We start from the raw sequence: 25,158 nt of genomic DNA, 5'->3' as shown, positions 1-25,158 counted from the left end.
ATCACATCTGAATCTGATGTTAGATTCAGATTCGCCGCAGCGCCAGTCCTTGGCGCGTTCGCCCCGGAGGTATGTCGACGTGATCAAGCCCAACAATCCCAACTCGGAGTTCGAGTTCGGCGGAATCAACCACGTGGCCCTGGTGTGCGCGGACATGGCGCGCACGGTGGACTTCTACACCAACGTGCTCGGCATGCCGCTGATCAAGTCGCTCGACCTGCCCGGCGACATGGGGCAGCACTTCTTCTTCGACGCCGGCAACGGTGACTGCATCGCGTTCTTCTGGTTCCGTGACGCCCCCGACGGCGTGCCGGGGATCTCGGCGCCGGCCGCCATTCCCGGCATCGGCGAATTCGTCAGCGCCACCGGCTCGCTGAACCACATCGCCCTGCATGTGCCCGCCGAGAAGTTCGACGAGTACCGGCAGAAGCTCAAGGCCAAGGGTGTTCGCGTCGGTCCGGTGCTCAACCACGACGACAGTCCCATGCAGGCGTCGGCCACGGTGCACCCCGGTGTCTACGTCCGGTCGTTCTACTTCCTCGACCCGGACGGCATCACCCTGGAATTCGCCTGCTGGACCAAGGAATTCACTGACAACGACGCCCAGACGCCGCCCAAGACGGCCGCCGACCGTCGTCCGCCCGTGACGGCGGGCAGTTAGCTCCGGCCCGCTCCGGCCCACCGGCCCGGCCTCGCCCGCCCTGCCATTGTCACGCCAGAGTGGCTGTCGCCGTCGAGCGCCGCTCCAGTGTGACAATGGGTGTGCGTCGGCCGAGTTGGCCGCAGACATTGTCACGCCAGCGCGGCCGTCGAACCCGGCAGCCACTCCAGCGTGACAAACGGGCGGCAACGGCCCGCGCCAACGGGCGGCAACGGCCGGCGGCAACGGGCCCGCAACCGCCCCCGGCGTCAAGGCGTCAAGACTTGGTGGCGGTGACGAAGTAGCCGCGCGGTACCCCGGGGACGTCCAGTGGCACCGCCGGGGCGAACCACCGGTTCCACTTGTTCCCGGGCTCAGCGATGTCGGTGACCACCGCCGTCCAGCCCAGCGGTTCGCACAATTGCTCCGGGGAGTCGGTCCCGAACAGCCACGGCGCGCCGTTGCGCTCCATCTGTTCGCGAACCGCTGCGAGCATCACGTTGTCCAGAAGCGTCTTACCGACGATGTCGTAGAGCAGCACCGAACCCGGCGCCGAGAGTGAATCGACCCGCTGGAAGACGGTGTGGACGGTCTCCTCGTCGAGATACTGCAGCAGCCCCTCCATCAACCACACGGTCGGCAGATCAGGGTCGAAACCGTTGGACCGCAGGGCATCGGTCCAGTCCGTGGTGAGGTCGACGCCGATGGCCACCCGCCGGCAGTTCGGTTCACTGCCGGCCAGTAGATCGGCCTTGGCCGCGATCACGGCGGGTTGGTCGAGTTCGAAGACTGTGGTGTTATCGGGCCAGGGCAGCCGGTAGGCCCGCGCGTCCAGACCCGCGGCGAGGATCACCACCTGCTTCACCGGTGGCACGGCATTCAACAGCGCCTCGTCCCAGAACCGGGTGCGCACCACGATCTGCAATGTCGATTTGTCGCCGGTCGCGGCCACCGACTCGGCGAGCATCCGCCGCCCTGATTCCCCGGCCAACCGCTCGGCGAACGGATCGTCGAAAAGCCGGTCTGGGCGGCGGGTTTCCTCGGCGCGGATGGCCGCCACCAGGGTGCCGGTATCGGCGACGGCCTGACCTGGGGTGGGTCCAGAGTTAGTCATACAGCGATCATGCGCGGGCAGCTGCCGTGGAGCCTTGGATATTTTTGTCCTGGATCGATTGCGCGAGGAGCCGCAGCGCGTCCGCCGAACTCGAACCTTCCGCGGTCGTGACGACACACAGCGATTGGTCGACATCCCGGGTAATCGCCAGGTTCTGCATGGTGACGGTGAGCGATCCGGCCAGCGGATGACGCATGTCATAGGAGTCGGCTTCGCACGGCTTGACCCGGTGATCGGCCCACAGCGCGACGAATTCCGGGCTCTTGACCGACAATTCACCGATCAGGGCGGACAGCAGTGCATCGTCGGGATATCGGCCCGCGGCCAGGCGCAGGCTGCCGACCACCGTGCGCACCTTGCGGCCCCAGTCCGCGTAGAGGTCGCGGGTGTGCGGATCGAGGAACAGCAGCCGGGCCAGGTTGGGCTGGGTCGCGGGGTGGTCCACCGAGGTGAAATCCAGATGGCCTGCCAACAGGGCGTGGCCGAGCTCGTTCCAGGCGAGCACGTCGGTGCGCCGACCGATCACCAGCACCGGCAGGTGGTCCATGGAGCGCAACAGATCGCGGGTAAAGGTGCTGACGCGTTCGACGGGAGGTCGGCGGGGCGGCTGTACGCGCTGGGACGCCAACTCCCGCAGATGTGCCTGCTCGTGAACATCGAGCTGCAGAGCCCGGGCCAGCGCGTCGAGGATCGCCTCCGAGGCATTCACCGACTGCCCCTGCTCCAATCGGGTGTAATAGGAAACGCTGACTCCGGCCAGCTGGGCGACCTCTTCGCGCCGAAGACCGGCCACGCGTCGTCTTTCGCCGTATCGGGCCAGGCCCACGTCCTCCGGATGCAGCCGCCCGCGCCGGGCCCGCAGGAACTCGCCGAGTTGTCCGGTGCTCATCAGCCCACTATGCCTCCGGTTCGAGGGGTTGTGCCTATCCCTGCCAGTGGTAGGCACGGCTGGGCCTGGTTGGCCGATCACCGCCTCGCCAGGCTGGGGACATGAACGAGATTGTGTTGGGCGACGTCACGGTGACCCGGGTCATGGAGTACTACGGCTCGGTGCGGCTGTCGCCGCAGGAGTTCTTCCCGGAGAGCACCGACGACATGTGGCAGCGCAACGAGGACTGGCTGGCTCCGGATTTCTACGATCCCGGCCGCGATGACTGCGTATCGGCCATCCAGACCTGGGTACTGCGCAGTGGGGGCCGCACCATCCTGGTCGACACCGGCGTGGGCAACCACAAGGAGCGGCCGCATGCCCCGGTGTGGCATCACCTGGACACTGATTTTCTGGACAATCTGGCCCGGGCCGGGGTCGCACCAAAAGACGTCGACGTCGTGATCAACACCCACCTGCACATCGACCACGTCGGCTGGAACACCTACCTCGACGACGGCAACTGGGTCCCGACGTTCCCCAACGCCACCTACCTGATGCCGCGGGCCGACTTCGATTTCTGGAACCCCGCCAACCGCGACGACCCCGTCGAGGGACGGGACAACGTCTTCCTCGACAGCGTGGCGCCGGTCCACGAGGCCGGTCAGGCCACATTGTGGGAGAACAGCTTTCAGATCGACGACAACATCACGCTGGAGCCTGCCCCCGGGCACACCCCAGGCTCGGCGGTGGTCCGGCTGCAGTCCGGCGGTGACCGTGCGGTGTTCGTCGGCGACATGATGCACACCGCGCTGCAGATCGTTCATCCTGATGTCAACAGCTGCTACTGCGAGGACCCGGAACAGGCGCGGGCATCGCGCCGACGGGTACTCGGCCACGCCGCCGATACCAACACGCTCGTGATACCAGCGCATTTCGGCGGTTACGGCGCGGCCGAGGTGATGCGGGACGGGGACCGGTTCGCGGTCAAGGAATGGGCAGCGTTCGAGCGGGCGACGGCATGATCGACCCGACCGTCGACACTGCCACCGGGGTGGTGCGGGGAATCCGCACCGCCCACGGCTCGGCCTTCCTCGGCATCCCCTACGCCGCACCGCCCGGCATCACCGGCCGCTTCGCGGCTCCGGCAGCACACGAGCCGTGGCGTGGCGTGCGCGATGCGACCCGCCCCGCGCCGACGGCACCCCAGCCACGCCGAAACGGCTTCGGGCGCTTGGATATGACACCGTTCTTCGGACCGGGTTGGGTGCGCGGCTCCGACTACCTCACCGTCAATGTGTGGGCCCCGCCGGACGCCCAGCGCCGTCCGGTGATGGTGTTCGTCCACGGTGGCGGTTTCGTGGCAGGCTCCACCCGCTCACCGCTCTACGACGGCATCGCCTTCGCCCGCGACGGCGTGGTGCTGGTGACGGTCACCTACCGGCTGGGCATCACCGGATTTCTCGACCTGCCCGGCGCGTCGCCCAACCGCGGCCTGCTCGACGTGCTGGCTGCGCTGGAGTGGGTGCAGGCCAACATCTCGGCCTTCGGCGGTGATCCTGCCAACGTCACCCTGTTCGGCCAGTCCGCCGGTGCGACGATCACCGCCGGAGCTCTGGCCGCACCCGGCGCGGACAAGCTGATCCGTCGCGCAATCATGCAGAGCGGCAACGGCTTCGGTGCGTTCCATCCGGAGCAGGCCGAACAGGTCAGCCGGGCGGCAGCCAAGGTTCTCGACGTCGAGGCCACGGTCACCGGATTTGACCCCCTCTCCGATGAACAGCTGGTCGAGGCGATCCCCGAACTGGCCGGGCTGGATCTGCGCACCGAAGGACGTTTTGACCCGCTGCTGGGGTTGAGTCCGTTCAGTCTGGTGCTGGCCGAGCAGCCTGCACGGCAGCTCAATCCGGAGGTGGACCTGCTGATCGGGACCAACACCGAGGAGGGCAACCTGTACCTGGTTCCGCAAGGGAACTTCGACTCCTCGACCCTCGATGACGTCGAGCGGCTCGCCACGCAGGTCGACGCCGACCCGGCCGCCGTGGTCCAGCGGTACCGCTCCCGCTTCCCCCGGGCGGGTTGGGGCCAGCTGCGGTCGGCGATCCTGGGCGACGCGTTGTTCCGCACCGGTAGTGAAGGCACGGCTCAGGCCCATGAGCAGCTGTCGGGCCCCGCGACCCACCGCTACGAATTCAGTTGGCGCTCAGCAGCAGTGGACGGAAAGCTGGGGGCGGCTCACGCGGTGGAACTACCGTTCGTCTTCGAACGAACCGGTCTGGAGTCGGTACGCGGACCCGGTGCCCTGCTGGGGCCAGGCGAGCCTCCTGGCGCATTGGCCGCCGAGATGCACGGTGCCTGGGTCCGGTACGCCACCACGGGAGATCCGGGCTGGGCGCCGGGGGAGATGCGCCGATTCACCGGTGTGGGTTGATCCCGATGTGACTGGGCAGCAGGGTGCGGCGCCGGGTGTACTCCGTCGGTGTCATCGCGGTGAACGATCGGAACTCGCGGACGAAATGCGCCTGGTCGAAGTAGCCCAGATCGGCCGCGATTCGGGCACCGTTGGTGTCGCCGGCGTCCAAGAGCCTCATTGCCGCCTGGAACCGACGCAACCGCAGATAGGTCTTGGGCGTCAGGCCGACCTCGGCGCGGAAGGACGCGATCAGCCGTCGGGCTGACAACCCGGTCATCGCCGACGCCTCAGCCACCCGCAGCGAGGGTTGACTTTCGGCCGCGAGCAAGACCGCGCCGACTGTGGGATCGCGGGAGCTCATGCGCGCCAGCAGAAATGACTCCACCAGTGCCACTCGCGACCGCGCCGAGGGTGCTTCGATCAGTCGGGCGCGCAGGATCGATGCGTCGCGACCCCAGATCGCGTCCAGGTCCACACAGCGGTCCTCCAGGTCGTCCTGTGGCGCCGGCAGGAACGCCGACGCGCCACCGGGACGGAAATGGATGGTCAGCACGGTTTGCGACGGATCGATCTGGGTGACGTAGGAGGCCACACCGGCGCCGGCGATGAAAGCGGTCCCGACGTCGAGGCGGGTGGTGCCATCGGCGGCGAAGAAATCGACCCGCTCGCGGGAACCGAGATCGATGATCACGGTGGCGGCGCCGCGGGGGAGGGCACGGCTGCGATGGGTCGTGGCCTGCGCGTTGTGCCAATATCCGAAGAACTGAACGTGGGCGGCCAGCGGTGGGCTCGGACGTAGCAATACCGGGCCGGCCACCTCAAACCCCCGGCTGCTGCATTCCGGCCAGTGCGTCGAGCATCGACCGCAGCTGGTCGATGAGTTGTTCGGGGGAGTAGGTGATCTCGCCGGACAACCATGCGCTGATGGTCTGGGTGACCCCGCCCACGGCGAAATGAGAGGTGGCCCGCAGGTAGTCGTTCGCGCGCAGCTGCAGGGCATCGCCGGCGTGCTGACCGAGCAGGGTGGCGAAGAGCGCGGTGGACTCGGCGCGCTTACGTGCCAGTACCTCGTTGGACAGCTTGACGCTGAAGAGCAGCCGGCCGATCCGCGGGTCTTTGGCGATCAGATGCACGATGTTCGTCATCCCGGCGGTGGTCTGATCGGCCAGCGGAACGGCCGCGACGGCCGCCTGCGTCGAGCTCGCGATATCGGCGATCACCCAGTCGTAGACCGCGGCGATGAAGTCGTCCTTGTCGGTGAAGCTCTCGTAGAAATACCGAGCGGCCAAACCGGCGGTGCGGCACACCGCCCGCACCGTGACCTCGCCGTCCTCGGCTCCCAGCAGATCCAGCCCGGCCTCCAGCAGCTGGCTGCGACGTTGCGCCAGGCGGTCGGCCGCTTCGACGCCGCGGTACGGGCGGACCTGCTTCACCCCCACATCTTGACACCTGTCACTCCGGCGGGCCAGTATCAGGAAACGCAGGTTCTCAGTTTCTAGAAGGGGTGGCCATGACGGTCAGCGAACCGATCCCGCACGTCGAGCGGCCGATGAACGAGTCGCCGCGGCCCGGCGCCGCGCCCAAGCGCCGGCGCGGCGCCAGCTTCGACGACGGGCTGATGGGCGTGGCGCTGCTGGCCGGCCCGGCCAACGTGATCATGCAGCTGGCCAACCCCGGCGTCGGCTACGGCGTGGTCGAGAGCCGCGTCGAGAGCGGCCGCACCGACCTGCACCCGATCAAGCGGGCCAGGACCACCTTCACCTACCTGGCCGTGGCCACCCGCGGCAGCGACGCGCAGAAGGCGGCATACCGGCGCGCGGTCAACAAGGCGCACGCGCAGGTGTACTCCACCGAGGACAGTCCGGTGAAATACAACGCGTTCGACAAGAACCTCCAGCTCTGGGTGGCCGCCTGCCTCTACAAGGGTGGCGTCGACGTGTTCCGCATGTTCATCGGCGAGCTGGACGACGAGACCGCCGACCAGCACTACCGCGACAGTGTCACCATGGGCACCACACTGCAGGTGCCCGAGTCGATGTGGCCGGCCGACCGGGCTGCGTTCGACCGGTACTGGGAGGAATCCCTGGAAAAGCTGCACATCGACGACACCGTGCGCGGCTATCTCTATCCGATCGCGGCGGGCCGGCCCAAGAAACCGGTGCTGCCCCGCTTCGTGCAACGTCGGCTCGATGCAGTGGCCTTGCTGATCACCACAGGATTCCTGCCGCAGCGGTTCCGTGAGGAGATGCGTTTGCCGTGGGATGCCAAGAGTCAGAAGCGGTTCGACCAGCTGATCAAAGTGCTCCGCACGATCAACGACCTGCTGCCCTCGGTCCTGCGGCAGTTCCCGTTCAATGTGCTGCTCAAAGACCTCGACTGGCGGATCCGCACCGGCCGTCCATTGGTGTAGCTGTCAGGCTCGCGGCGTACCCTCGCGGCGGTGCGAACAGATTCAGACAACTGGGATATCACCACGAGCGTAGGTGCGACAGCGTTGTTCGTCGCTGCCTCAAGGGCATTGGAGGCCCGAAAGCCTGATCCCATCGCTGTCGACAAGTATGCCGAGGCGTTCTGCCGTGCAGTCGGTGGCGATTGGGCGATCGCTGCCGAGGGGACCGATCCAGAGCATCCGCTGCAGACCGAATTCGGCAAGGACTTCGTCAACTTCCAGGGCGTGCGGACCAAGTACTTCGACGAGTACTTCGGCCGGGCCATCGAGGCCGGCGTCACACAGATTGTCCTTCTGGCCGCCGGTCTGGACTCACGCGCCTACCGGCTGCCGTGGGCCGACGGCACCGTGGTCTACGAGTTGGACCAGCCGCGAGTGCTCGAGTTCAAGCGCGAGACGGTAGACCGCCTCGGCGAGGCGCCGACGGCCGAGCGGCGCGAGGTGGCGATCGATCTGCGCGACGACTGGCCACGCGCGCTGCGGGAGAGCGGCTTCGACCCGTCGCGGCCGTCGGCCTGGATCGCCGAGGGACTGTTGATCTATCTGCCTGCCACAGCACAGGAACGGTTGTTTGCTGGAATCGATGCGCTGGCAGCGCCGGGCAGCTTCGTCGGCATCGAGGAATCGATCCCGATGCCGGACGAGGCATTCCAGGCCAAGCGCGCCGAAGCGGTCTCCTCCGGAGAAGAGAACGCGTTCTTCACTCTCGTGTACAACCAGCAGCACGCGCCCGCGCAGCAGTGGTTCGGCGAGCGTGGCTGGGAAGCCGCTGAGACTCCGCTGCATGAGCTTCTGGCCCGCGCGGGGCGGCCCGTGCCCGGTCCGGACTCCGAAGCAGGCCTGATGACGGGAACTATCACCTTGGTGGCTGCGACCCAAAGGTGAGGCAGTTCACGAGCTAGCCCGAGTACGTGCCTCTCGACAGTTAAGTTATGCAATGCTAACTTCAGCAAAAGTTAGCTTAGCCATACATAAGGGAGAGATTCGGGGGCTTAGTCGCTCCCGTGCACGCATATGGGTAGTGACACGCTTGCGGCTCCGCCTCAGGGAGCGCCCCGGCTCGATCGCGATGTGATCAGCCGTTTCGCCACATGTTGTCGTGCGCTGGGTCTGACGGTGAACGACCGGCAGCGGCCGGCCGACCTCACCGCGGCCCGGTCCGGCTTTGCTGGATTGGCACACATCGCACACGACCACTGTGACGCCTGGACGGGTCTGGCCGCCGCGGGCGACGTGTCCGGTGCGGTCATCGACGCGGTGTGGCGCACCCGCGCCAGCGCCGGTCTGCTCCAGCGCGAGATCGACCTGGCTGCCGGTGACCTCGGTTTCACCTTTGACAGTGGGCTGTACCTACAGTTCCGCGCCAGTGAGGTCGACGACTTCCAGCTGGCCTACGCGGCGCGCCGCGCCGGCCAGGGTGAACTCGCCGAGGCGGACGCGCTCGTGGGGGAGCTGCTCGACCGCCGGCCGGGTTGGCTGAACGCCACCTGGCTGCGGGTGGCGATCAACCACCGGGCCCAGCGCTGGAACGACGTGGTGCGGCTGCTCACCCCGGTGGTCACCAACCCGTCGCTCGACGAGGTCACTACGCACGCTGCCCGCGTCACCCTGGGCATCGCGCTGGCCCGGCTCGGCATGCTGGCGCCCGCGCTGTCGTACCTGGAGGACCCGTCCGGCCCGATCACGGTGGCCGCGCTCGACGGCGCGCTCGCCAAGGCGCTGACGCTGCGCGCGCAGGGTGAGGACGAAGACGCGAGTGAGGTGCTGCAGGATCTCTTCGCCGCCCACCCGGAGAACAAGCAGGTCGAAGAAGCCCTGTCGGATCCGACTTTCGGGCTGCTCATCACCAATGCCGCCCGCATCGACGCGCGCACCGATCCGTGGGACCCGGAGACGGAACCGTCGGAGTCCGACTTCGTCGACCCGGGCGCCAAGGAACGCAAGGCGCACCTGCTCGTCGAGGCCGAAGCCGAGCTCGCCGAGTTCATCGGCCTGGAAGAAGTGAAGTTCCAGGTGGCGCGGCTGAAGAGCTCGGTCGCCATGTCGATCCGTCGCCAGGAGCGTGGGCTGGCCGTCGCGCAGCGCACCAACCACCTCGTGTTCGCCGGCCCGCCCGGAACGGGTAAGACCACCATCGCCCGCGTCGTCGCCAAGATCTATTGCGGCCTCGGACTTCTCAAGAAGGAGACGGTCCGCGAGGTGCACCGTGCCGACCTGATCGGTCAGCACATCGGTGAGACGGAGGCCAAGACCAACGCCATCATCGACAGCGCCCTGGACGGCGTGCTGTTCCTCGACGAGGCCTACGCACTGGTGTCCACCGGCGCCAAGAACGACTTCGGTCTGGTCGCCATCGACACCCTGCTGGCCCGTATGGAGAACGACCGCGACCGCTTGGTCGTGATCGTCGCGGGTTACCGCAAGGACCTCGACATGTTCCTCGACACCAACGAAGGTCTGCGCTCGCGCTTCACCCGCAGCATCGACTTCCCGTCCTACTCCTCGTCCGAACTCGTCGAGATCGCCGAGCGGATGGCCGAGAAGCGGGACAGCACGTTCGAGAAGGCCGCTCACGACGACATGGAGAAACTGTTCGGTTACCTGGCCGAGGCCACCACGCCCGACACCCAAGGTGTGCCGCGGCGCAGCCTCGACATCGCCGGTAACGGCCGCTTCGTCCGCAACCTGGTCGAGCGTTCCGAGGAGGAGCGCGAGTACCGCCTCGATCATTCCGACCACGACGACTTCACCGACGAGGAGATGATGACGATCACCGCCGGTGACGTGAACAATTCGGCCGGCCCGCTGCTGCGCGGCCTGGGGCTGACGGTGCCCGCATGACCGCGCCCGATCCGGACCGGCGCTCCTTCGCGTCCCGCACGCCGAACAACGAAAACCCCGACCAGGTGACCTACCGGCGCGGGTTCGTCACCAAGAACCAGGTCACCGGCTGGCGATTCGTCATGCGCCGCATCGCCTCCGGCGTCGCGCTGCACGACACCCGCATGCTGGTCGACCCGCTCCGTACGCAGAGCCGTGCGGTGCTGACCGGTGCATTGATCATGATCACCGGTTTGGTCGGCTGTTTCCTGTTCTCGTTGTTCCGGCCGGGTGGTACTGCCGGAAACGATGCCGTTCTCGCCGACCGGTCAACGGCCGCGCTGTACGTGCGGGTGGGGGAGCAGCTGCACCCCGTGCTCAACCTGACCTCGGCGCGGTTGATCACCGGCAAGGCGGACAACCCGAGCACGGTCAAGACCAGTGAGATCGACAAGTTCGCGCGCGGCAACCTGCTGGGTATCGCCGGTGCGCCGGAGCGGATGGTGCAGAGCGTCAGCACCGGCGCGGATTGGACTGTGTGCGATGCGGTTTCGGGCGCCAACGCGGGTGTGACCATCATTGCCGGCACCCTCGCGTCGGGCGGTGAGCGTGCCCTGACGCTGACGTCCGATCAGGCCGTCCTGGTGCACAACAGCGAGGGCCCGACCCCGGGCGACTGGCTGCTGTGGGACGGCAAGCGCAGCCCGGTCGATCTGGCCAACCGCGCCGTCACCGACGCCCTCGGTCTCGGCGGGCAGATCCCGACGCCGCGGCCCATCGCGGCCGGCCTGTTCAACGCGATCCCCGAAGCCCCGGCGCTGGCGGCCCCGCACATCGCCGACGCCGGTGCGCCGACGAGCTACGAGCTGTCGACCCCGGTGCCCGTGGGTGGCGTGGTGGCGGCCTACGACGCCGACAACACTGCCCGCTACTACGCGGTGCTGAACGACGGTCTGCAGCCGGTCTCGCCGGTCCTGGCCTCGATCCTGCGCAACACCAACTCCTATGGCCTCGACCAGGCACCGCGGATCGGGCCCGACGAGGTATCGCGGATGCCTGTCTCGCACGCCATCGACACCGCCGGCTACCCGGACGCTCCGGTCAACCTGGTCGCGCCGTCGACCGCCCCGGTGACCTGTGCCCAGTGGATCAAGCCGACGGGTGCCACCGAGAGCAAGCTGTCGGTCCTCTCCGGTGCGGCATTGCCGGTGCCGGACAGCCTGCACACCGTCGACCTGGTCGGCGCGGGCAGCAACGGCGCCGCCAACCGGGTCGCACTGACCCCGGGCAGCGGCTACTTCGTCCAGACCGTCGGGGCCGAGCCCGGCTCGCCGACCGCAGGCTCGTTGTTCTGGGTCAGCGACACCGGCGTCCGCTACGGCATCGATACCGCCGGCAACGACAAAGTTGTCGAGGCGCTTGGCCTCACCGCGCCGGCCCTGCCCATTCCGTGGTCGATCCTGACGCAGTTCGCGGCCGGCCCGACCCTGTCCCGTGGCGACGCCCTGACCGCACACGATGCGCTGTCGCCCAACGCAAACGCTGCACGCCTGGAGGCGACCCGATGAGCCGGCTGATCTTCGAGCACCAGCGGAGGCTGGCCCCGCCGACCACCCGTAAGGGCACCATCACGATCGAGCCGCCGCCCCAGTTGGAGCGGATGGTCCCGCCGTCGCTGCTGCGCCGGGTGCTGCCTTACCTGATCGTCATCCTGATCGTCGGCATGATCGTGGCGCTGTTCGCCACCGGGATGCGGATGATCTCGCCGACGATGCTGTTCTTCCCGTTCGTGCTGCTGCTGGCCGCCACCGCGCTCTACCGCGGCGGCAACAAGATGCGCACCGAGGAGGTCGACGCCGAACGCGCCGACTACCTGCGCTACCTGTCGGTGGTGCGCGACAATGTCCGGGCCCATGCCGCCGAGCAGCGCAAGGCGTTGGAGTGGTCACACCCGGAGCCTGAGGCGCTGGCCTCCGTCCCGGGCACCCGCAGGCAGTGGGAACGCGATCCACGTGACCGTGACTTCCTGGTGCTGCGCGCCGGGCTGCACGACGTGCCGCTGGACGCCGCGCTCAAGGTCAAGGACACCGCCGACGAGATCGACCTGGAGCCGGTGTCGCACAGCACCCTTCGCGGTCTGCTCGACGTGCAGCGCACCGTGCGTGATGCCCCGACCGGCATCGACGTCACCAAGCTCGCCCGGATCACCGTGATCGGTGAGGCCGATGAGGTCCGGGATGCGTTGCGGGCCTGGATCGCCCAGGCCGTCACCTGGCACGACCCGACCATGCTCGGGGTGGCGTTGGCCTCTCCCGACGTCGACTCCGATGCCTGGTCGTGGCTGAAATGGCTTCCACACGTGGATATTCCGTCACAGGCCGACGGTGTGGGCCCGGCCCGCTACCTGACCACCGGCGTCACCGAGCTGCGCGAGCAGCTCGATTCGGCCCTGGTCGGCCGGCCCGCGTTCCCCGCCGAGGCGGACCAGGTGCTCAAGCATCTGCTGGTGGTCCTCGACGATCCCGAGGCCGATCCCGACGACATCGCGCGGAAGCCGGGTCTGACCGGGGTGACCGTGATCCATCGCAGTGACAAGCTGCCCAACCGCGAGCAGTACCCGGATCCCGAGCGGCCCATCCTGCGGGTCACCGGGGGCCGGATCGAGCGCTGGCAGAGCAGCGGCTGGCAGCCCTACGTCGGGCAGGCGGACTCGATGTCGGCCGCCGAGGCGGCCCACATCGCGCGGCGGCTGTCGCGTTGGGACTCCAACCCCGGCTACGTGCGGTCCACCGCCACCGGAGGCGCCACCTTCGGCACGCTGCTCGACATCCCAGATGCCTCGGCCCTGGACGTCGCGAGTCTGTGGGCCCCGCGTAACCGCGACGACGAGCTGCGGGTGCCGATCGGCGTCACCGCCACCGGCGAGCCGCTGTACTTCGACCTCAAGGACGAGGCCGAGGGCGGCATGGGCCCGCACGGCCTGATGATCGGTATGACGGGCTCGGGCAAGTCCCAGACCCTGATGTCGATCCTGTTGTCGCTGCTGACCACTCACTCCGCTGATCGGCTCATCGTGATCTACGCCGACTTCAAGGGTGAGGCCGGAGCCGACATCTTCCGCAACTTCCCGCAGGTCGTCGCGGTCATCTCGAACATGGCCGAGAAGCGGTCGCTGGCCGACCGGTTCGCCGACACCCTGCGCGGTGAGGTGGCCCGCCGTGAGCAGCTGCTCAAGGAAGCCGGTCGCCGGGTGCAGGGCAGCGCCTTCAACTCGGTCACCGAGTACGAGGCCGCGATCGCGGCCGGGCATGACCTGCCGCCGATGCCGACGCTGTTCGTGGTCGCCGACGAGTTCACGCTGATGCTCGCCGAGCACCCCGAGTACGCCGACCTGTTCGATTACGTTGCGCGCAAGGGCCGCTCGTTCCGGATCCACATCCTGTTCGCATCGCAGACCCTGGACGTGGGCCGCATCAAGGACATCGACAAGAACACGTCGTACCGGATCGGCCTGAAGGTGGCCAGCCCGAGCATCTCCCGCCAGATCATCGGGGTCGAGGACGCGTATCACATCGAATCGGGTCGCGAGCACAAGGGCGAGGGCTTCCTGGTACCCGCCCCGGGTGCGGTGCCGATCAAGTTCCGCAGCACCTACGTCGACGGCATCTACGACCCGCCGCGGGCCGGGAAGTCGATCGTGGTCCGGGCGCTGCCGCAACCTCAGCTGTTCACCGCCTCGCGGGTGGAGCCCGAACCCGATACCGTGATCGTCACGAACGAGCCCGAGATCGACGTCCTGCCGCCGCGCAAGCTGATCGCCACCATCGGTGACCAGCTGGCCACCTACGGACCGCAGGCGCCGAAGCTGTGGCTACCGCCGCTGGACGGCGCGATCGCCCTCGACGACGTGCTTGCCAGCACCGACATCGAACCCGGTCAACTGCGTTGGCCGCTGGGCGAGATCGACAAGCCGTTCGAGATGCGCCGCGACGCCTTGGTGTTCGACGCCAACTCGTCGGCAGCCAACGTGCTGATCCACGGTGGTCCGCGCTCGGGCAAGTCGACCGCGCTGCAGACCTTTGTGCTGTCGGCCGCGGTGCTGCACTCGCCGAGCGAGGTCAGCTTCTACTGCCTCGACTACGGCGGCGGACAACTCGCCGGCCTGGAGGACCTGGCCCACGTCGGCAGCGTGGCCACCCCGCTGGAGCCCGAGCGCATCCGTCGTACCTTCGGCGAGCTCGAACAGCTGCTGCAGGCCCGCCAGCGGCAGGGTGCCGTGAGCCGGGTGGGCAGCTACGCAGACGGGTATGGCGAGGTATTCCTGGTCATCGACAACCTGTACGCGTTCAGCCGCGACAACACCGACACCTTCAACACGCGTAACCCGTTGCTGGCCAAGGTGACGGAGCTGGCCAACACCGGCCTGTCCTACGGCATCCACGTCGTCATCACCACGCCGAACTGGCTGGAGGTGCCGCTGGCGATGCGTGACGGCCTGGGCCTGCGGCTGGAGCTCAAGCTGCACGACAGCCACGACAGCATCGTGCGGGTGGTGGGTGCGCTGCGCCGGCCGGCGGAGTCGGTGCCTGCTGATCAGCCGGGCCGCGGCCTGACCATGGCCGCCGAACACTTCCTGTTCGCCGAGCCACAGTTGAGCGACATCGCCGTCATCAACTCCCGCTACCCGGGTCAGAGCGCACCGCCGGTGCGGCTGCTGCCCACCGCGCTGGCCCCCGCCGCGCTGGCACCGCTGTACCCGGCCCCCGAGCAGGTGGTCATCGGGCAGCGCGAAGAGGATCTGGCGCCGGTGGTGCTCGACTTCAAGCACAACCCGCTGCTGGCAGTGTTCGGCGATACCAAGTCGGGCAAGACCACGCTGTTGCGTCACATCATCCGGACCATCCGGGAGAACTCCCGGCCGGACGAGGTGGCCTTCACCGTGATCGACCGAAGGTTGCATCTGGTCGAGGAGCCGTTGTTCCCGGACAACGAGTACACGGCCAACATCGACCGCGTGCTGCCCGCGATGCTGGGGCTGTCGTCGCTGATCGAGAAGCGTCGTCCGCCGGCCGGTTTGAGCGCGCAGGAACTCAGCGCCTGGAACCAGCGGTCCGGACAGGATGGCCACACGCACTACCTGATCATCGACGACGTGGACCAGATCCCCGACGGCCCCGCGGCCAGCGGTCCGTTCGCCGGGCAGCGTCCGTGGACCAACATCGTCGGACTGTTGGCCGAGGCCACTGATCTGGGGCTGCGGGTCATCGTGACGGCCAGGGCCACCGGATCGGCCCACGCCGTGATGACGGCACCGCTGCTGCGTCGCCTCAACGATCTGCAGGCGACCACACTGATGCTGTCGGGCAATCCGGCAGACAGCGGCAAGCTCCGCGGGCACCGGTTCGCCCGGTTCCCGGCGGGACGCGGCATGTTGCTCGGGGACGGTGACGCGCCCGAGTTCGTCCAGCTCGTCAACCCACTCATCGAAGACACGGCACTCTCCGTGAACAACGGGCGAAAGGAATTCTGATGACATTGCGGGTAGTTCCAGAAGGATTGACCGCCGCCAGCGCGGCCGTGGAGGCGCTCACCGCGCGCCTGGCCGCCGCGCACGCGGCAGCCGCCCCCCTGGTCTCGGCGGTGATCCCGCCTGCGGCCGATGCGGTTTCGCTGCAGACCGCGACCGGCTTCAGCGCCCACGGTGCCCAGCACTCGACGATGGCCGCGCAGGGTGTCGAGGAGCTCGGACGCTCCGGCGTCGGCGTCGGCGAGTCCGGTGCCAGCTACATGACCGGTGACGCGATGGCGGCTTCGTCCTACATGACTGCGCGCGGCATCTGAGATGACTGCCCCCATTTGGATGGCCCTGCCACCCGAGGTGCACTCGACGCTGCTCTCCAGCGGTCCAGGCGCCGGGTCGTTGCTGGCCGCCGCGGGGGCCTGGCAGTCGCTGAGTACCGAATATGCCTCGGCGGCAGCCGAACTCACCAGCGTGCTGGGCTCGGTGCAGGCCGGGTCCTGGGAAGGGCCGAGCTCGGAGCAGTACATTGCCGCGCATGGGCCCTACCTGACCTGGCTGGCGCAGCAGAGCGCGAACAGCGCTGCGGTGGCTGTCCAGCACGAGACTGCGGCCGCGGCGTACACCACGGCCGTGGCGGCCATGCCGACCATGCCCGAGCTGGCGCTCAACCATGTGGTGCACGGCGTGCTGTTGGCCACGAACTTCTTCGGCATCAACATGATTCCGATCGCGGTCAACGAGGCCGACTACGTCCGGATGTGGATCCAGGCGGCCACCACCATGGCCACCTACCAGGCTGTCTCGGGGGCCGCCGTGATGGCGGCACCGACCAGCACGCCGTCGCCGATGCTGCTCAAGCCGGGCGCCGGGGAGGCCGGCACCGCGTCGGCCAACGCACAGCAGATGATGGCGCAGGGCACGGCCACGGATTCCGGTACGGCGCTGACGAACGCCGACGCGACGGCCGACAGTGAGTACCCGAATCTGCCGCAATGGCTGATCGACTATCTCGGTAACGACTCGATGATCGGCGGCAAGGAGCTGCTGAGGTTCCTCAACGATCCGCTGGGGACGCTGCAGAGCATGCTCACCGACTTGATGACCAATCCGGCGGGCTTCCTGACCACTTGGGGGCCCTTCCTGTTCGGCGTCATCTACCAGATGATCTTCCAGCCGGTGGGTTGGGGAACTTGGATCGGTGTGGCGCTCTCGCCGTTCCTGGTACCGCTGCTCGGCATCGGCCTTGCTGCACTGGGTTTCCTCGACCTGCTTCCCACCGATGATGTACCGGCCGACGCTCCCGCCGACGCCGATGTTCCGGCGGGACCGGCGCGCGTCGATCAGGGACTGCCCATGGCCGGCCTGTCGCCGGCGGGCTTCGGCGGTGGAGTCGGCGCAGGCGCTGCGCCCGCCGCTGCGCCTGCCCCCGCAGGTGTTCCTGCACCGGCGCCCGTCGCGGCGGCGGCCTTCGCGCCGTATGCGGTGCTCGGCAGTGACCCCGACGAGGGTTTCAGCCCGACCGTGGGCGGCAAGTCCAGTGCCTCGGCACCGGCTTCCGGCATTCCCGCCGCGGCATCCGGTGTGGCCGCGTCGCTGGCGGCACGGCGCAAGCGGCGTCGCAAGCGGGGTGCGGCATTGGAAGACCACGCCTACGCGGACGCCTACATGGACTACGAGCAACCAGAACCGGACCCGGCGCCGACGCCGGAACCGCGGGTGCGGGCGTCCGAAAGCGGTGCCGGCGCCATGGGATTCACCGGCACCGAAACCAAATCCGACACCACCGCGGCCGGGCTGACCACGCTCGCCGGCGAGGGCTACGACGACGAAAGTCCCGTCTCGCCGATGCTGCCCGGTTCCTGGGAACCCGGCGATTCGCAAGGGGGTACCCGCAGCTGACCAGATCATCTTCATCACGTTCGATGCACCGCCAAATGTCTACGACCCGAAAGGAAAATCCATGAGCATGTTGGACGCTCACATCCCCCAGCTGATCGCCTCCGAGGCGGCGTTCAGTGCCAAGGCCGCCCTGATGCGCAGCACCATCGCGCAGGCCGAGCAGGCTGCCATGTCGTCGCAGGCCTTCCACATGGGTGAGGCCTCGGCTGCCTTCCAAGCCGCCCACGCCCGGTTCGTCGAGGTGTCGGCCAAGGTCAACGCCCTGCTCGACTACGCGCAGCTCAACCTCGGCGACGCCGCGGGCACCTACGTGGCGCAGGATGCGGCCGCGGCCAGCACCTACACCTCCATCTGACCGAGCTAGATCCACAGCGATACAGGAGTTTTCATGTCTCAGATCATGTACAACTACCCGGCAATGCTGGCTCACGCCGGAGAGATGAACACCTACTCGGCTGCCCTGCACGCCGTAGGTGCCGACATCGCCAGCGAGCAGGCCGCACTGAGCAGCGCCTGGCAGGGTGACACCGGTATGACCTACCAGGCCTGGCAGGCCCAGTGGAACCAGGCGATGGAAGAGCTGACCCGGGCCTACCGTGCCATGGCGTCCACTCACGAGATGAACACCATGTCGATGAGCGCACGCGATGCTGCCGAAGGCGCCAAGTGGGGCTGATTGTGACCAGTGGGAGCTAACGCCGTCGAGCTGACCACCGATCAGGCCTGGTACCTCGCCGAGGTACTCGGTGCCGGGGCGTATCCGTGGGTGCTGGCCATTACGCCGCCCTACAGCGAACCGGTACAGCGGGCCGGCTTTGTCGCCGAACAGGCCGCTGAACTGACCAGGATGGGCGTGCTCGACGCCGGCGGCGGAGTCAATCCGCGGGTGGCGCAATGGGTTCGGCTGGCCTGCCGGGCGACCCAGTGGTTGGACCTGCGGTTTGTCTCCGGGCCCGGGGATCTGCTGCGTGGCATCGTGGCGAGGCGGGACGGTCGGACTGTTGTCGTGTTGCGCAACGCGCAGTTGGTGACGTTCACCGAGATGGACATCGCCCACCCGCACGCCCTGGGCCCGGTGCTCACGGCCGGGCTGTCGAACCGCAAGCCGGCGCGGTTCGAAGAGTTCGCGCTGCCGGCCGCGGCCGGCGCCCGCGCCGACGAGCAGATCCGCAACGGCACCCCGCTGACCGAGGTGCTGGGATTCCTCGGAGTCCCGGCCTCGGCCCGCTCGATCGTGGAGGCGGTGTTCGACGGACGGCGGACATACGTCGAGATCGTGGCCGGAGAGCACCGTGACGGCCACCGGGTAACCACCCAGGTGGGAGTCAGCATCATCGACACCCCCGGGGGCCGGATTCTGGTCTCTCCGTCGAAAGCCTTCGACGGAGAGTGGATCTCGACCTTCACGGCAGGCAGTGCCGACGCGATCGCCATGGCGGTCGAACGGCTCACCGCCTCCCTGCCGAGCGGTTCCTGGTTCCCCGACCAACCGCTCATCCGCGACTTCGACAGAGAAGCCGAAAACGACGAGTTATCCAACGCCGCTGTATCTAACAACCCTGTATCCCACCGAGATCCACGCTCCATGAGAAGAACCCAGAAAGCATAGGAATGTCCGACAACACTGTGATGCCGATCGTCCGGGTGGCCGTGCTGGCCGCTGGAGACGACGGTGGCCGGCTGACCGAGATGGCCCTGCCGTCCGAGCTGCCGCTGCGCGAGATTCTGCCCGCGGTCCAGCGCATCGTGCTGCCCCCCAACGCCGGCGGCGACGACGGGGCGAGCGCCCCGGACCCGGTGCGGCTCAGCCTGGCCCCGGTGGGGGGTGCGCCGTACAGCTTGGACGCCACCCTCGACACGGTCGGCGTGGTGGACGGGGATCTGCTTGCGCTGCAGGCCGTCCCCGCCGGCCCGGCTGCCCCGCGCATCGTCGAGGACATCGCCGACGCCGCTGTGATCTTCTCGGCTGCCCGCCGACGCCCGTGGGGCGCCGCGCACATTGCGCGTGCTGCGGCGCTGGCCGTGATCGGGCTGATCCTGGTGGGCACCGGCCTGGCCGTCGCCCATCGCGTGCTGACCGGCGAACTGCTCGGGCTGTTCGTGGTCGGTGGCATCGCCATCGCCACCGTGCTCGCCTCGCTGTCGACCCGGAGCCGCTCGGGAGCTCTGGCCACCGCGCTGGCTGTCACCGGGCTGGTTCCCGTCGGCGCAGCGTTCGCACTCGGTGTGCCAGGCGGTTTCGGTGCACCCAGCATCCTGCTGGCCGCGGCCGGAGTGGCGGCATGGTCGTTGATCAGCATGGCCAGCTCGCCCGATGACCGTGGTATCGCCGTGTTCACCGCGACCACGGTGGCCGGAACCGGCGTGTTGTTGGTGGCCGGTGCCGCCTCGCTGTGGGAGATCAACTCGACCGTGATCGGGTGCGCCCTGATCCTGATCGCCCTGGTGGTCACGGTCCAGGCCGCCCAACTGTCCGCGATGTGGGCCCGCTTCCCGCTGCCGGTCATCCCGGCGCCGGGTGATCCTTCCCCGTCGGCACAACCGCTTTCGGTGTTGGCCGACCTGCCGCGGCGGGTCCGCGTGAGCCAGTCGCACCAGACCGGCGTGATCGCCGCGGGTGTGCTGCTCGGTGTCGCGGGCTCGGTGGCCCTGGTCGCTTCGTCGACCGCGTCGCCGTGGGCCTGGTACGTGGTCGTCGCTGCCGCGCTCGGTGCCGTGCTGCGGGCTCGCGTCTGGGATTCCGCCTCCTGCAAGTCCTGGCTGCTGGCCCATCCCTACCTGCTGTCCGTTGCCCTGTTGGTGGCCTTCGCGATCGACGGCCGGTACCAGGCCGCCTGGTTGACGCTGGCGGTGCTTGCCGCGCTCGTCGTGGTGTGGGTTTTCGCCGCACTGAATCCGCGGGCGGCGTCGCCGGATACCTACTCGCTGCCGATGCGGCGCCTGGTGGGCTTCCTGGCGACTGGGCTCGATGCTTCGCTGATTCCGGTGATGGCCTTCCTCATCGGGCTGTTCAGCCTCGTTATCGACAGGTGATGAATCGGTGATCCACAAGAGTCTGGGTGTTCTGGCCACAGCCGGTCTGGTGCTGTTGGTCGGCTCCCCGTCGGCGGGTGCGGTCAGCCCGCCCGAGGTCGACCCGCAGGTCGCCCCACCGGCCGGCAGCGCAGGTCCGGTGGAGGCGATGGCGCAGCGTTCGGCGTGCGTCGCCACCGAGGCGAAGCCGGGTACCGACCCCGGTGCGGTCAACCCAAACCAGCTGGCGCTCAACCTGTCCGGTGCCTGGAAGCAGAGCCGGGGGCAGGGTCAGACCGTTGCGGTCATCGACACCGGAGTGCAGCCAGGGCCTCGGTTGCCCCACGTCGAAGGCGGTGGAGACTTCATCGAATCCACCGACGGCCTGACCGACTGTGACGGCCATGGCACCGCGGTCGCCGGTCTGATCGCAGGCCAACCCGGGTCCGACGGATTCTCCGGGGTGGCACCGGAAGCCCGGTTGATCTCGATCCGGCAGAACTCACCGCGCTTCGCGCCGCGTACGCCCAGTGCCGACGCCGCCGAGGCTCGCGCTGTTGCCGATGTGGCCAGCCTGGCCAGGGCCGTCGTGCGTGCCGCCGACATGGGTGCGCGCGTCATCAACATCTCGGTGGTGACGTGCCTGCCCGCCGACAAACAGGTGGACCAGACCGAACTCGGTGCGGCACTGCGTTATGCAGCGGTGGAGAAGGACGCGGTCATCATCGCGGCCGCGGGCAACACCGAGGGCGGGGTCACGACGGGGACCGCGTGCGCGTCCAATCCGCTGTCCGGAACTCCGAGTGACCCCCGCAACTGGGGCGGCGTCTCCTCGGTGTCGATCCCGTCGTGGTGGCAGCCTTACGTGTTGTCGGTCGGTGCGCTCAACGCCACCGGGCAGCCGTCCGGATTCACCATGGCCGGTCCCTGGGTGGGGATCTCGGCGCCGGGCGAGAACATCTCCTCGGTGAGCAACGGACCCGGCGGGGGGTTGGCCAACGCGCTGCCCACCGATCAGGGCAAGCTGATTCCGCTCAGCGGCACCAGTTACGCCTCGGCCTATGTGTCCGGCGTTGCGGCCTTGGTGCGCAGCAAGTTTCCCGATCTGAACGCCCGCCAGGTGGTCCATCGGTTGACCACGACGGCGCAGGGTGCCGCCCGCTCGCCGTCGAACGTCATCGGCGCCGGCGGTGTCGATCCGGTGGCCGCACTCACCTGGGATGTCGCGGACATGCCGCTGGACGGACCGGCGGCTCCCGCAGGCAAACCCATTGCCGCACCACAAGAACCAGCCCCGCGTGACAACACCGGCCGAATCGTTGCTTTCGCCGGCACCGGAGCACTTGCGCTGGCGGCGCTGGCCGTTGCCTTCGCCGCATACCGACGGAAGGACCCCACCACATGACCGCCCGACTCGCGCTGGCGTCGCTGTTCATCGTCGCAGCCGTCCTGGCCCGGCCATGGCAGACCAACACCGAACGGTGGGTGCTCGGAGTTTCCGTCGCGGCTGTCGTGCTGTTGCTGGCGTGGTGGGGCGGGTTGTTCCTGACCACGCGGGTCGCCCGGCACATCGCCGTGTGGCGTCGCAACCTCGCCAAGGACCAGCCCGTCGACCAGCCGGGCGCGGAGACCGTTGTCCTGCGGGTCGATCCCGCGGACCCGGCCCAGTTGCCGGTGGTGGTCAGCTACCTCGACCGCTACGGCATTCGCTGCGACAAGGTCCGGGTCACCCACCGCGACGCCGGTGGCAACCGGCGCAGCTGGATCAGCCTGACGGTTGCCGCAGCGGACAATCTCGCTGCGTTGCGCGCCCGTTCGTCGCAGATCCCGTTGCGGGACACCACTGAAATCGTGGGGCGCCGGCTCGCCGACCACCTGCGTGAGCAGGGCTGGACCGTCACGCTCGTCGACGGGGTGGACTCCCCGCTGCCCGACCCGGGCAAGGAAACCTGGCGCGGGGTGAAGGACGACTCGGGATTCGTGGCGGCCTACCTGGTCGGCGTCAGCGACAAGCTGGACGCTGTACTCGCCGGGATCGGCGCCGTGCCAGCCCAGGAAACGTGGACGGCACTGGAATTCACCGGATCTCCCACCCAGCCGCAGCTGACGGTAGGTGCGGCGATCCGCACGGCGGACCGGCCCGCACGCAAGGCTCCGCTGGCCGGTCTGAAGCCGGCGGGTGGCCGGCACCGTCCGGCACTGGCAGCGTTGAACCCGTTGTCCTCGGACCGTCTGGACGGCGCCCCTGCCGAACTGCCGCAGGCACTGCTGCAGCGGTCAGTCGAACATGAAATCCCGCAGGAAGCGGGTCATCCGGCGTAGGTAGTCCGGCTGGCTCACATGTAGCAGGTGGTTGCCGGGGAACCAGTGGAACGCGCAGCGATCCCAGTGTTCCCACAGCATCTCGGCCTGCTGCGGTGGAGCCAGCCGGTCGCCCAGGCCGGCGATGATCATCCGTCGCTCCTTGGGCACCAGCGGACGGTAGTTCAGCGGCGAGGCATACCGGGCCGCCGCTTCGATCAAAGCGGGATCGGTTCGGGCCACCCGGCGTTGCAGGGCCACCAGCTTGTTGGCCGGGAACCACTCGTCGACCGTGCGATCCGGCGTCACCACAGGAACATTCGGCACCACGGCTTGAATCCGGTCGTCCACACTGGCCAGGAGCGCCGAGGTGAACCCACCCAGTGAGATGCCGGTCAGGGCGATCTGGTCGACACCGGTGGATTCCAGATAGTCGATCACCGAACGGAAGTCGTGCACAGCCTGGGCCATGGCCTCAGAGAAGCCGGCGTACCCGTGGGCGAAGTATCCGTAGCCGCTGAACGGTGAGAACCGTTCGGCGCGCTGACCGTGAAACGGCAAGGTGTACAACAACACGTCGTACCCGGAGCGGTAGAACCACGGCAACGACAGAAACAGCCCGTTGGCCAGATACGGCGATCCCATGAAACCGTGGATCACGCACAACGTCGGGTGCGGTCCGTCGTCATGGCGCCAATGTTGGGCCCGCACAACGTTGTTGCGCGTGAATCCGCTGCACATATCCCGCAGCGCCGGGTTGACTGCGGTGAAGCCGCTCTGGAACCGGATGTTCTCGACCCGGCCGTGGGCGATCAACTCGGCCACCGGATTGGCCCGGCGGGTGGACACCCGGGGTGGCCGGGTGGGCGCCGGGAACGACACCGCGTGGTCCCGTGCGGCGGCCAGATCCGCGTAGAACCGCATGTGGTCGTGCTCGGCCCGCGACGCGGACGGGTGCAACATCGACGCCAACGTCGTCGGCACCATCGACGTGGCCACGATCGAGGCGACCCCCGTGCGCAACGCGATGTCGGCGATCGCGGAGGTGTCGACGATGGCCCGCTGCTTGAGCGTCAGGTCGGAGCGGCGTGGCAGGCCGCGCGCACCGGCTTCACCGCCGGGAACGTCGGGAACAGGGATCGGGGGTTCGACCGGATCTGCGCTGGACGGCTCCACGCTTCCCGATGCTAGTCAACTGCTCAGCTCAGCCCGAACAACTTCGCGGCGTTGTCGTGTAGGACATTGCGGCGCCATGCGTCGTCGACGCCCGGCAGGTCGATCAGGTGGTGGATGGCCTCTGCGTAGCCGTAGGGGATGTTCGGGAAGTCGCTGCCGAACAGGATGTGCTCACCCAGCGCTTTCAGCCGGTTTGTCTCCGAGGTGGGAAACGGCATCGTCTCCTCGACGAACGGTGTGAACGCCATCGTGGTGTCCAGCCTCACCTGATCGAACTGCTCGGCGAGATCCAGGAAGGCGGAGTACTCGGGCATCCCCATGTGCGCGACGATCAGCACCAGCCGCGGATAGCGGCCCAACAGCTTGGCGATGGGTTCCGGGCCGGTGAACTGACCCGGTACCGGTCCGGAACCGCAGTGGATGACCACCGGGACGCCGGCGTCCTCGATCAGCCCCCAGACCTCGTCGAGCAGGGGATCGTTCGGGTCGTAGTTGCCCACCTGGATGTGCGCCTTGAACACCTGAGTGCCTGCGGTGATGGCCTCCGCGACGTACTTGGGGGCCTCGGGTTCCGGGAAGAACGTGGCGGTGTGCAGGCAGTCCGGGGTGTCCTCGGCGAAGCCGACCGCCCACTGGTTGAGCCAGACGGCCATCTCCGGCTTGTGCGCGTAGATCAATGAGGAGAACCTCCGGACGCCGAATTCTCGCAGCGTGGCGACCCGCTCGGCCTCGTCGGCGCGGTAGGTGATGGGCCATTCCCGGCCGATCATCGGGCCCTGGCTGTCGAAGTACTGCCACACCTTGTCCATGACGTTCTTGGGCATGAAATGCGTGTGTACGTCGACGATGCCGGGCAGTCCCAGCTCCGTCCAGATCTTCCGCACCTTCTCCGATTCATCCATCGCGTCCGACGATATCGACCTTGGTTCCGGGCATGATCGGGGC

22 protein-coding genes are annotated in these 25,158 nt (G+C 68.0%); 16 read left to right on the top strand and 6 right to left on the bottom strand.

From position 1 onward, the window contains the following. The first annotated feature begins 79 nt into the window (after positions 1 to 79). A complete protein-coding gene (locus tag AC4ELH_RS21340) occupies positions 80 to 661 on the top strand; it encodes a VOC family protein (RefSeq protein ID WP_064881562.1) in 582 nt (193 codons plus the stop codon). Positions 662 to 917: 256 nt separating this feature from the next. On the opposite strand, the gene AC4ELH_RS21335 is transcribed toward AC4ELH_RS21340, so the two are convergent. Next, on the bottom strand, positions 918 to 1,754 hold the full coding sequence (locus AC4ELH_RS21335; protein WP_498886458.1) for an SAM-dependent methyltransferase: 837 nt from the start codon (positions 1,752 to 1,754) through the stop codon (positions 918 to 920). A gap of 7 nt (positions 1,755 to 1,761) precedes the next feature. Continuing rightward, entirely contained in the window at positions 1,762 to 2,643 is an 882-nt protein-coding gene (locus AC4ELH_RS21330; protein ID WP_498886456.1) for a helix-turn-helix transcriptional regulator, read from the bottom strand. Positions 2,644 to 2,744: 101 nt separating this feature from the next. Here AC4ELH_RS21330 and AC4ELH_RS21325 point away from each other — a divergent pair, with 101 nt between their 5' ends. Further along, entirely contained in the window at positions 2,745 to 3,647 is a 903-nt protein-coding gene (locus AC4ELH_RS21325; RefSeq protein ID WP_498886454.1) for an MBL fold metallo-hydrolase, read from the top strand. Further along, positions 3,644 to 5,053, top strand: a complete 1,410-nt coding sequence (locus AC4ELH_RS21320; protein WP_498886878.1) for a carboxylesterase/lipase family protein — start codon at positions 3,644 to 3,646, stop codon at positions 5,051 to 5,053. The genes AC4ELH_RS21325 and AC4ELH_RS21320 overlap by 4 nt, the downstream gene beginning before the upstream one ends. Here AC4ELH_RS21320 and AC4ELH_RS21315 read toward each other — a convergent pair. After that, positions 5,037 to 5,852 (bottom strand): helix-turn-helix domain-containing protein, encoded by an 816-nt coding sequence (locus AC4ELH_RS21315; RefSeq protein WP_498886452.1) that lies wholly within the window; start codon positions 5,850 to 5,852, stop codon positions 5,037 to 5,039. The two genes, AC4ELH_RS21320 and AC4ELH_RS21315, sit on opposite strands and share 17 nt — an antisense overlap. Position 5,853: 1 nt before the next feature. Beyond that, complete coding sequence (locus AC4ELH_RS21310; RefSeq protein ID WP_448449016.1) at positions 5,854 to 6,468, bottom strand: TetR/AcrR family transcriptional regulator; 615 nt, start codon at positions 6,466 to 6,468, stop codon at positions 5,854 to 5,856. Positions 6,469 to 6,545: 77 nt separating this feature from the next. On the opposite strand from AC4ELH_RS21310, the gene AC4ELH_RS21305 reads away from it, so the two are divergent. The 13 genes from AC4ELH_RS21305 to eccE all read left to right on the top strand — a co-directional run bounded on the left by AC4ELH_RS21305 (position 6,546) and on the right by eccE (position 23,058). Then, complete coding sequence (locus AC4ELH_RS21305; protein ID WP_064958438.1) at positions 6,546 to 7,445, top strand: oxygenase MpaB family protein; 900 nt, start codon at positions 6,546 to 6,548, stop codon at positions 7,443 to 7,445. Positions 7,446 to 7,475: 30 nt separating this feature from the next. Then, the gene (locus tag AC4ELH_RS21300; RefSeq protein ID WP_498886449.1) at positions 7,476 to 8,369 is read left to right on the top strand and encodes a class I SAM-dependent methyltransferase; all 894 of its coding nucleotides are present in this window, start codon (positions 7,476 to 7,478) and stop codon (positions 8,367 to 8,369) included. 186 nt (positions 8,370 to 8,555) lie between these two features. Further along, positions 8,556 to 10,325 (top strand): type VII secretion AAA-ATPase EccA, encoded by a 1,770-nt coding sequence (eccA, locus tag AC4ELH_RS21295; RefSeq protein ID WP_498886447.1) that lies wholly within the window; start codon positions 8,556 to 8,558, stop codon positions 10,323 to 10,325. Beyond that, the gene (gene eccB / locus AC4ELH_RS21290; RefSeq protein ID WP_498886446.1) at positions 10,322 to 11,872 is read left to right on the top strand and encodes a type VII secretion protein EccB; all 1,551 of its coding nucleotides are present in this window, start codon (positions 10,322 to 10,324) and stop codon (positions 11,870 to 11,872) included. The genes eccA and eccB overlap by 4 nt, the downstream gene beginning before the upstream one ends. Then, a complete protein-coding gene (eccCa, locus tag AC4ELH_RS21285) occupies positions 11,869 to 15,834 on the top strand; it encodes a type VII secretion protein EccCa (protein WP_498886444.1) in 3,966 nt (1,321 codons plus the stop codon). The genes eccB and eccCa overlap by 4 nt, the downstream gene beginning before the upstream one ends. Further along, a complete protein-coding gene (locus AC4ELH_RS21280) occupies positions 15,834 to 16,145 on the top strand; it encodes a PE family protein (RefSeq protein WP_064886589.1) in 312 nt (103 codons plus the stop codon). The genes eccCa and AC4ELH_RS21280 overlap by 1 nt, the downstream gene beginning before the upstream one ends. Position 16,146: 1 nt before the next feature. Then, positions 16,147 to 17,724 carry a PPE family protein gene (locus AC4ELH_RS21275; RefSeq protein ID WP_498886441.1) on the top strand — a complete coding sequence of 526 codons (1,578 nt, stop codon included), beginning with the start codon at positions 16,147 to 16,149 and terminating at the stop codon, positions 17,722 to 17,724. 61 nt (positions 17,725 to 17,785) lie between these two features. Continuing rightward, positions 17,786 to 18,079 carry a type VII secretion system protein EsxG gene (esxG, locus tag AC4ELH_RS21270; protein ID WP_064886591.1) on the top strand — a complete coding sequence of 98 codons (294 nt, stop codon included), beginning with the start codon at positions 17,786 to 17,788 and terminating at the stop codon, positions 18,077 to 18,079. A 33-nt stretch (positions 18,080 to 18,112) separates the two neighbouring features. After that, positions 18,113 to 18,400 carry a WXG100 family type VII secretion target gene (locus AC4ELH_RS21265; protein WP_003880383.1) on the top strand — a complete coding sequence of 96 codons (288 nt, stop codon included), beginning with the start codon at positions 18,113 to 18,115 and terminating at the stop codon, positions 18,398 to 18,400. Positions 18,401 to 18,409: 9 nt separating this feature from the next. Continuing rightward, entirely contained in the window at positions 18,410 to 19,333 is a 924-nt protein-coding gene (locus AC4ELH_RS21260) for an ESX secretion-associated protein EspG (protein ID WP_064886592.1), read from the top strand. 2 nt (positions 19,334 to 19,335) lie between these two features. Next, entirely contained in the window at positions 19,336 to 20,757 is a 1,422-nt protein-coding gene (eccD, locus tag AC4ELH_RS21255; RefSeq protein ID WP_448449022.1) for a type VII secretion integral membrane protein EccD, read from the top strand. Between the two features lie 7 nt (positions 20,758 to 20,764). Continuing rightward, the gene (mycP, locus tag AC4ELH_RS21250) at positions 20,765 to 22,141 is read left to right on the top strand and encodes a type VII secretion-associated serine protease mycosin (protein WP_448449023.1); all 1,377 of its coding nucleotides are present in this window, start codon (positions 20,765 to 20,767) and stop codon (positions 22,139 to 22,141) included. After that, on the top strand, positions 22,138 to 23,058 hold the full coding sequence (gene eccE / locus AC4ELH_RS21245; RefSeq protein WP_448449024.1) for a type VII secretion protein EccE: 921 nt from the start codon (positions 22,138 to 22,140) through the stop codon (positions 23,056 to 23,058). The genes mycP and eccE overlap by 4 nt, the downstream gene beginning before the upstream one ends. Here the strand turns inward: eccE and AC4ELH_RS21240 are convergent. After that, positions 23,014 to 24,213, bottom strand: coding sequence for an alpha/beta hydrolase family protein (locus AC4ELH_RS21240; RefSeq protein WP_498886437.1), 1,200 nt, complete (start codon positions 24,211 to 24,213; stop codon positions 23,014 to 23,016). The genes eccE and AC4ELH_RS21240 overlap by 45 nt on opposite strands. Positions 24,214 to 24,236: 23 nt before the next feature. Continuing rightward, positions 24,237 to 25,115 (bottom strand): amidohydrolase family protein, encoded by an 879-nt coding sequence (locus AC4ELH_RS21235; RefSeq protein ID WP_498886435.1) that lies wholly within the window; start codon positions 25,113 to 25,115, stop codon positions 24,237 to 24,239. Positions 25,116 to 25,158: the final 43 nt, after the last annotated feature.

It is taken from the genome of Mycobacterium shunyiense, assembly GCF_058270075.1.
This window is presented reverse-complemented; position numbering and strand designations above follow the sequence as displayed.

Coding starts and splice junctions, on each gene's coding strand:
- AC4ELH_RS21280 (WP_064886589.1), top strand. CDS start 15,834: ATGACATTGCGGGTAGTTCCAGAAGGATTGACCGCCGCCAGCGCGGCC.
- AC4ELH_RS21325 (WP_498886454.1), top strand. CDS start 2,745: ATGAACGAGATTGTGTTGGGCGACGTCACGGTGACCCGGGTCATGGAG.
- AC4ELH_RS21275 (WP_498886441.1), top strand. CDS start 16,147: ATGACTGCCCCCATTTGGATGGCCCTGCCACCCGAGGTGCACTCGACG.
- eccE (WP_448449024.1), top strand. CDS start 22,138: ATGACCGCCCGACTCGCGCTGGCGTCGCTGTTCATCGTCGCAGCCGTC.
- AC4ELH_RS21305 (WP_064958438.1), top strand. CDS start 6,546: ATGACGGTCAGCGAACCGATCCCGCACGTCGAGCGGCCGATGAACGAG.
- eccB (WP_498886446.1), top strand. CDS start 10,322: ATGACCGCGCCCGATCCGGACCGGCGCTCCTTCGCGTCCCGCACGCCG.
- eccCa (WP_498886444.1), top strand. CDS start 11,869: ATGAGCCGGCTGATCTTCGAGCACCAGCGGAGGCTGGCCCCGCCGACC.
- AC4ELH_RS21330 (WP_498886456.1), bottom strand. CDS start 2,643: ATGAGCACCGGACAACTCGGCGAGTTCCTGCGGGCCCGGCGCGGGCGG.
- AC4ELH_RS21235 (WP_498886435.1), bottom strand. CDS start 25,115: ATGGATGAATCGGAGAAGGTGCGGAAGATCTGGACGGAGCTGGGACTG.
- AC4ELH_RS21265 (WP_003880383.1), top strand. CDS start 18,113: ATGTCTCAGATCATGTACAACTACCCGGCAATGCTGGCTCACGCCGGA.
- eccD (WP_448449022.1), top strand. CDS start 19,336: ATGTCCGACAACACTGTGATGCCGATCGTCCGGGTGGCCGTGCTGGCC.
- AC4ELH_RS21335 (WP_498886458.1), bottom strand. CDS start 1,754: ATGACTAACTCTGGACCCACCCCAGGTCAGGCCGTCGCCGATACCGGC.
- esxG (WP_064886591.1), top strand. CDS start 17,786: ATGAGCATGTTGGACGCTCACATCCCCCAGCTGATCGCCTCCGAGGCG.
- AC4ELH_RS21320 (WP_498886878.1), top strand. CDS start 3,644: ATGATCGACCCGACCGTCGACACTGCCACCGGGGTGGTGCGGGGAATC.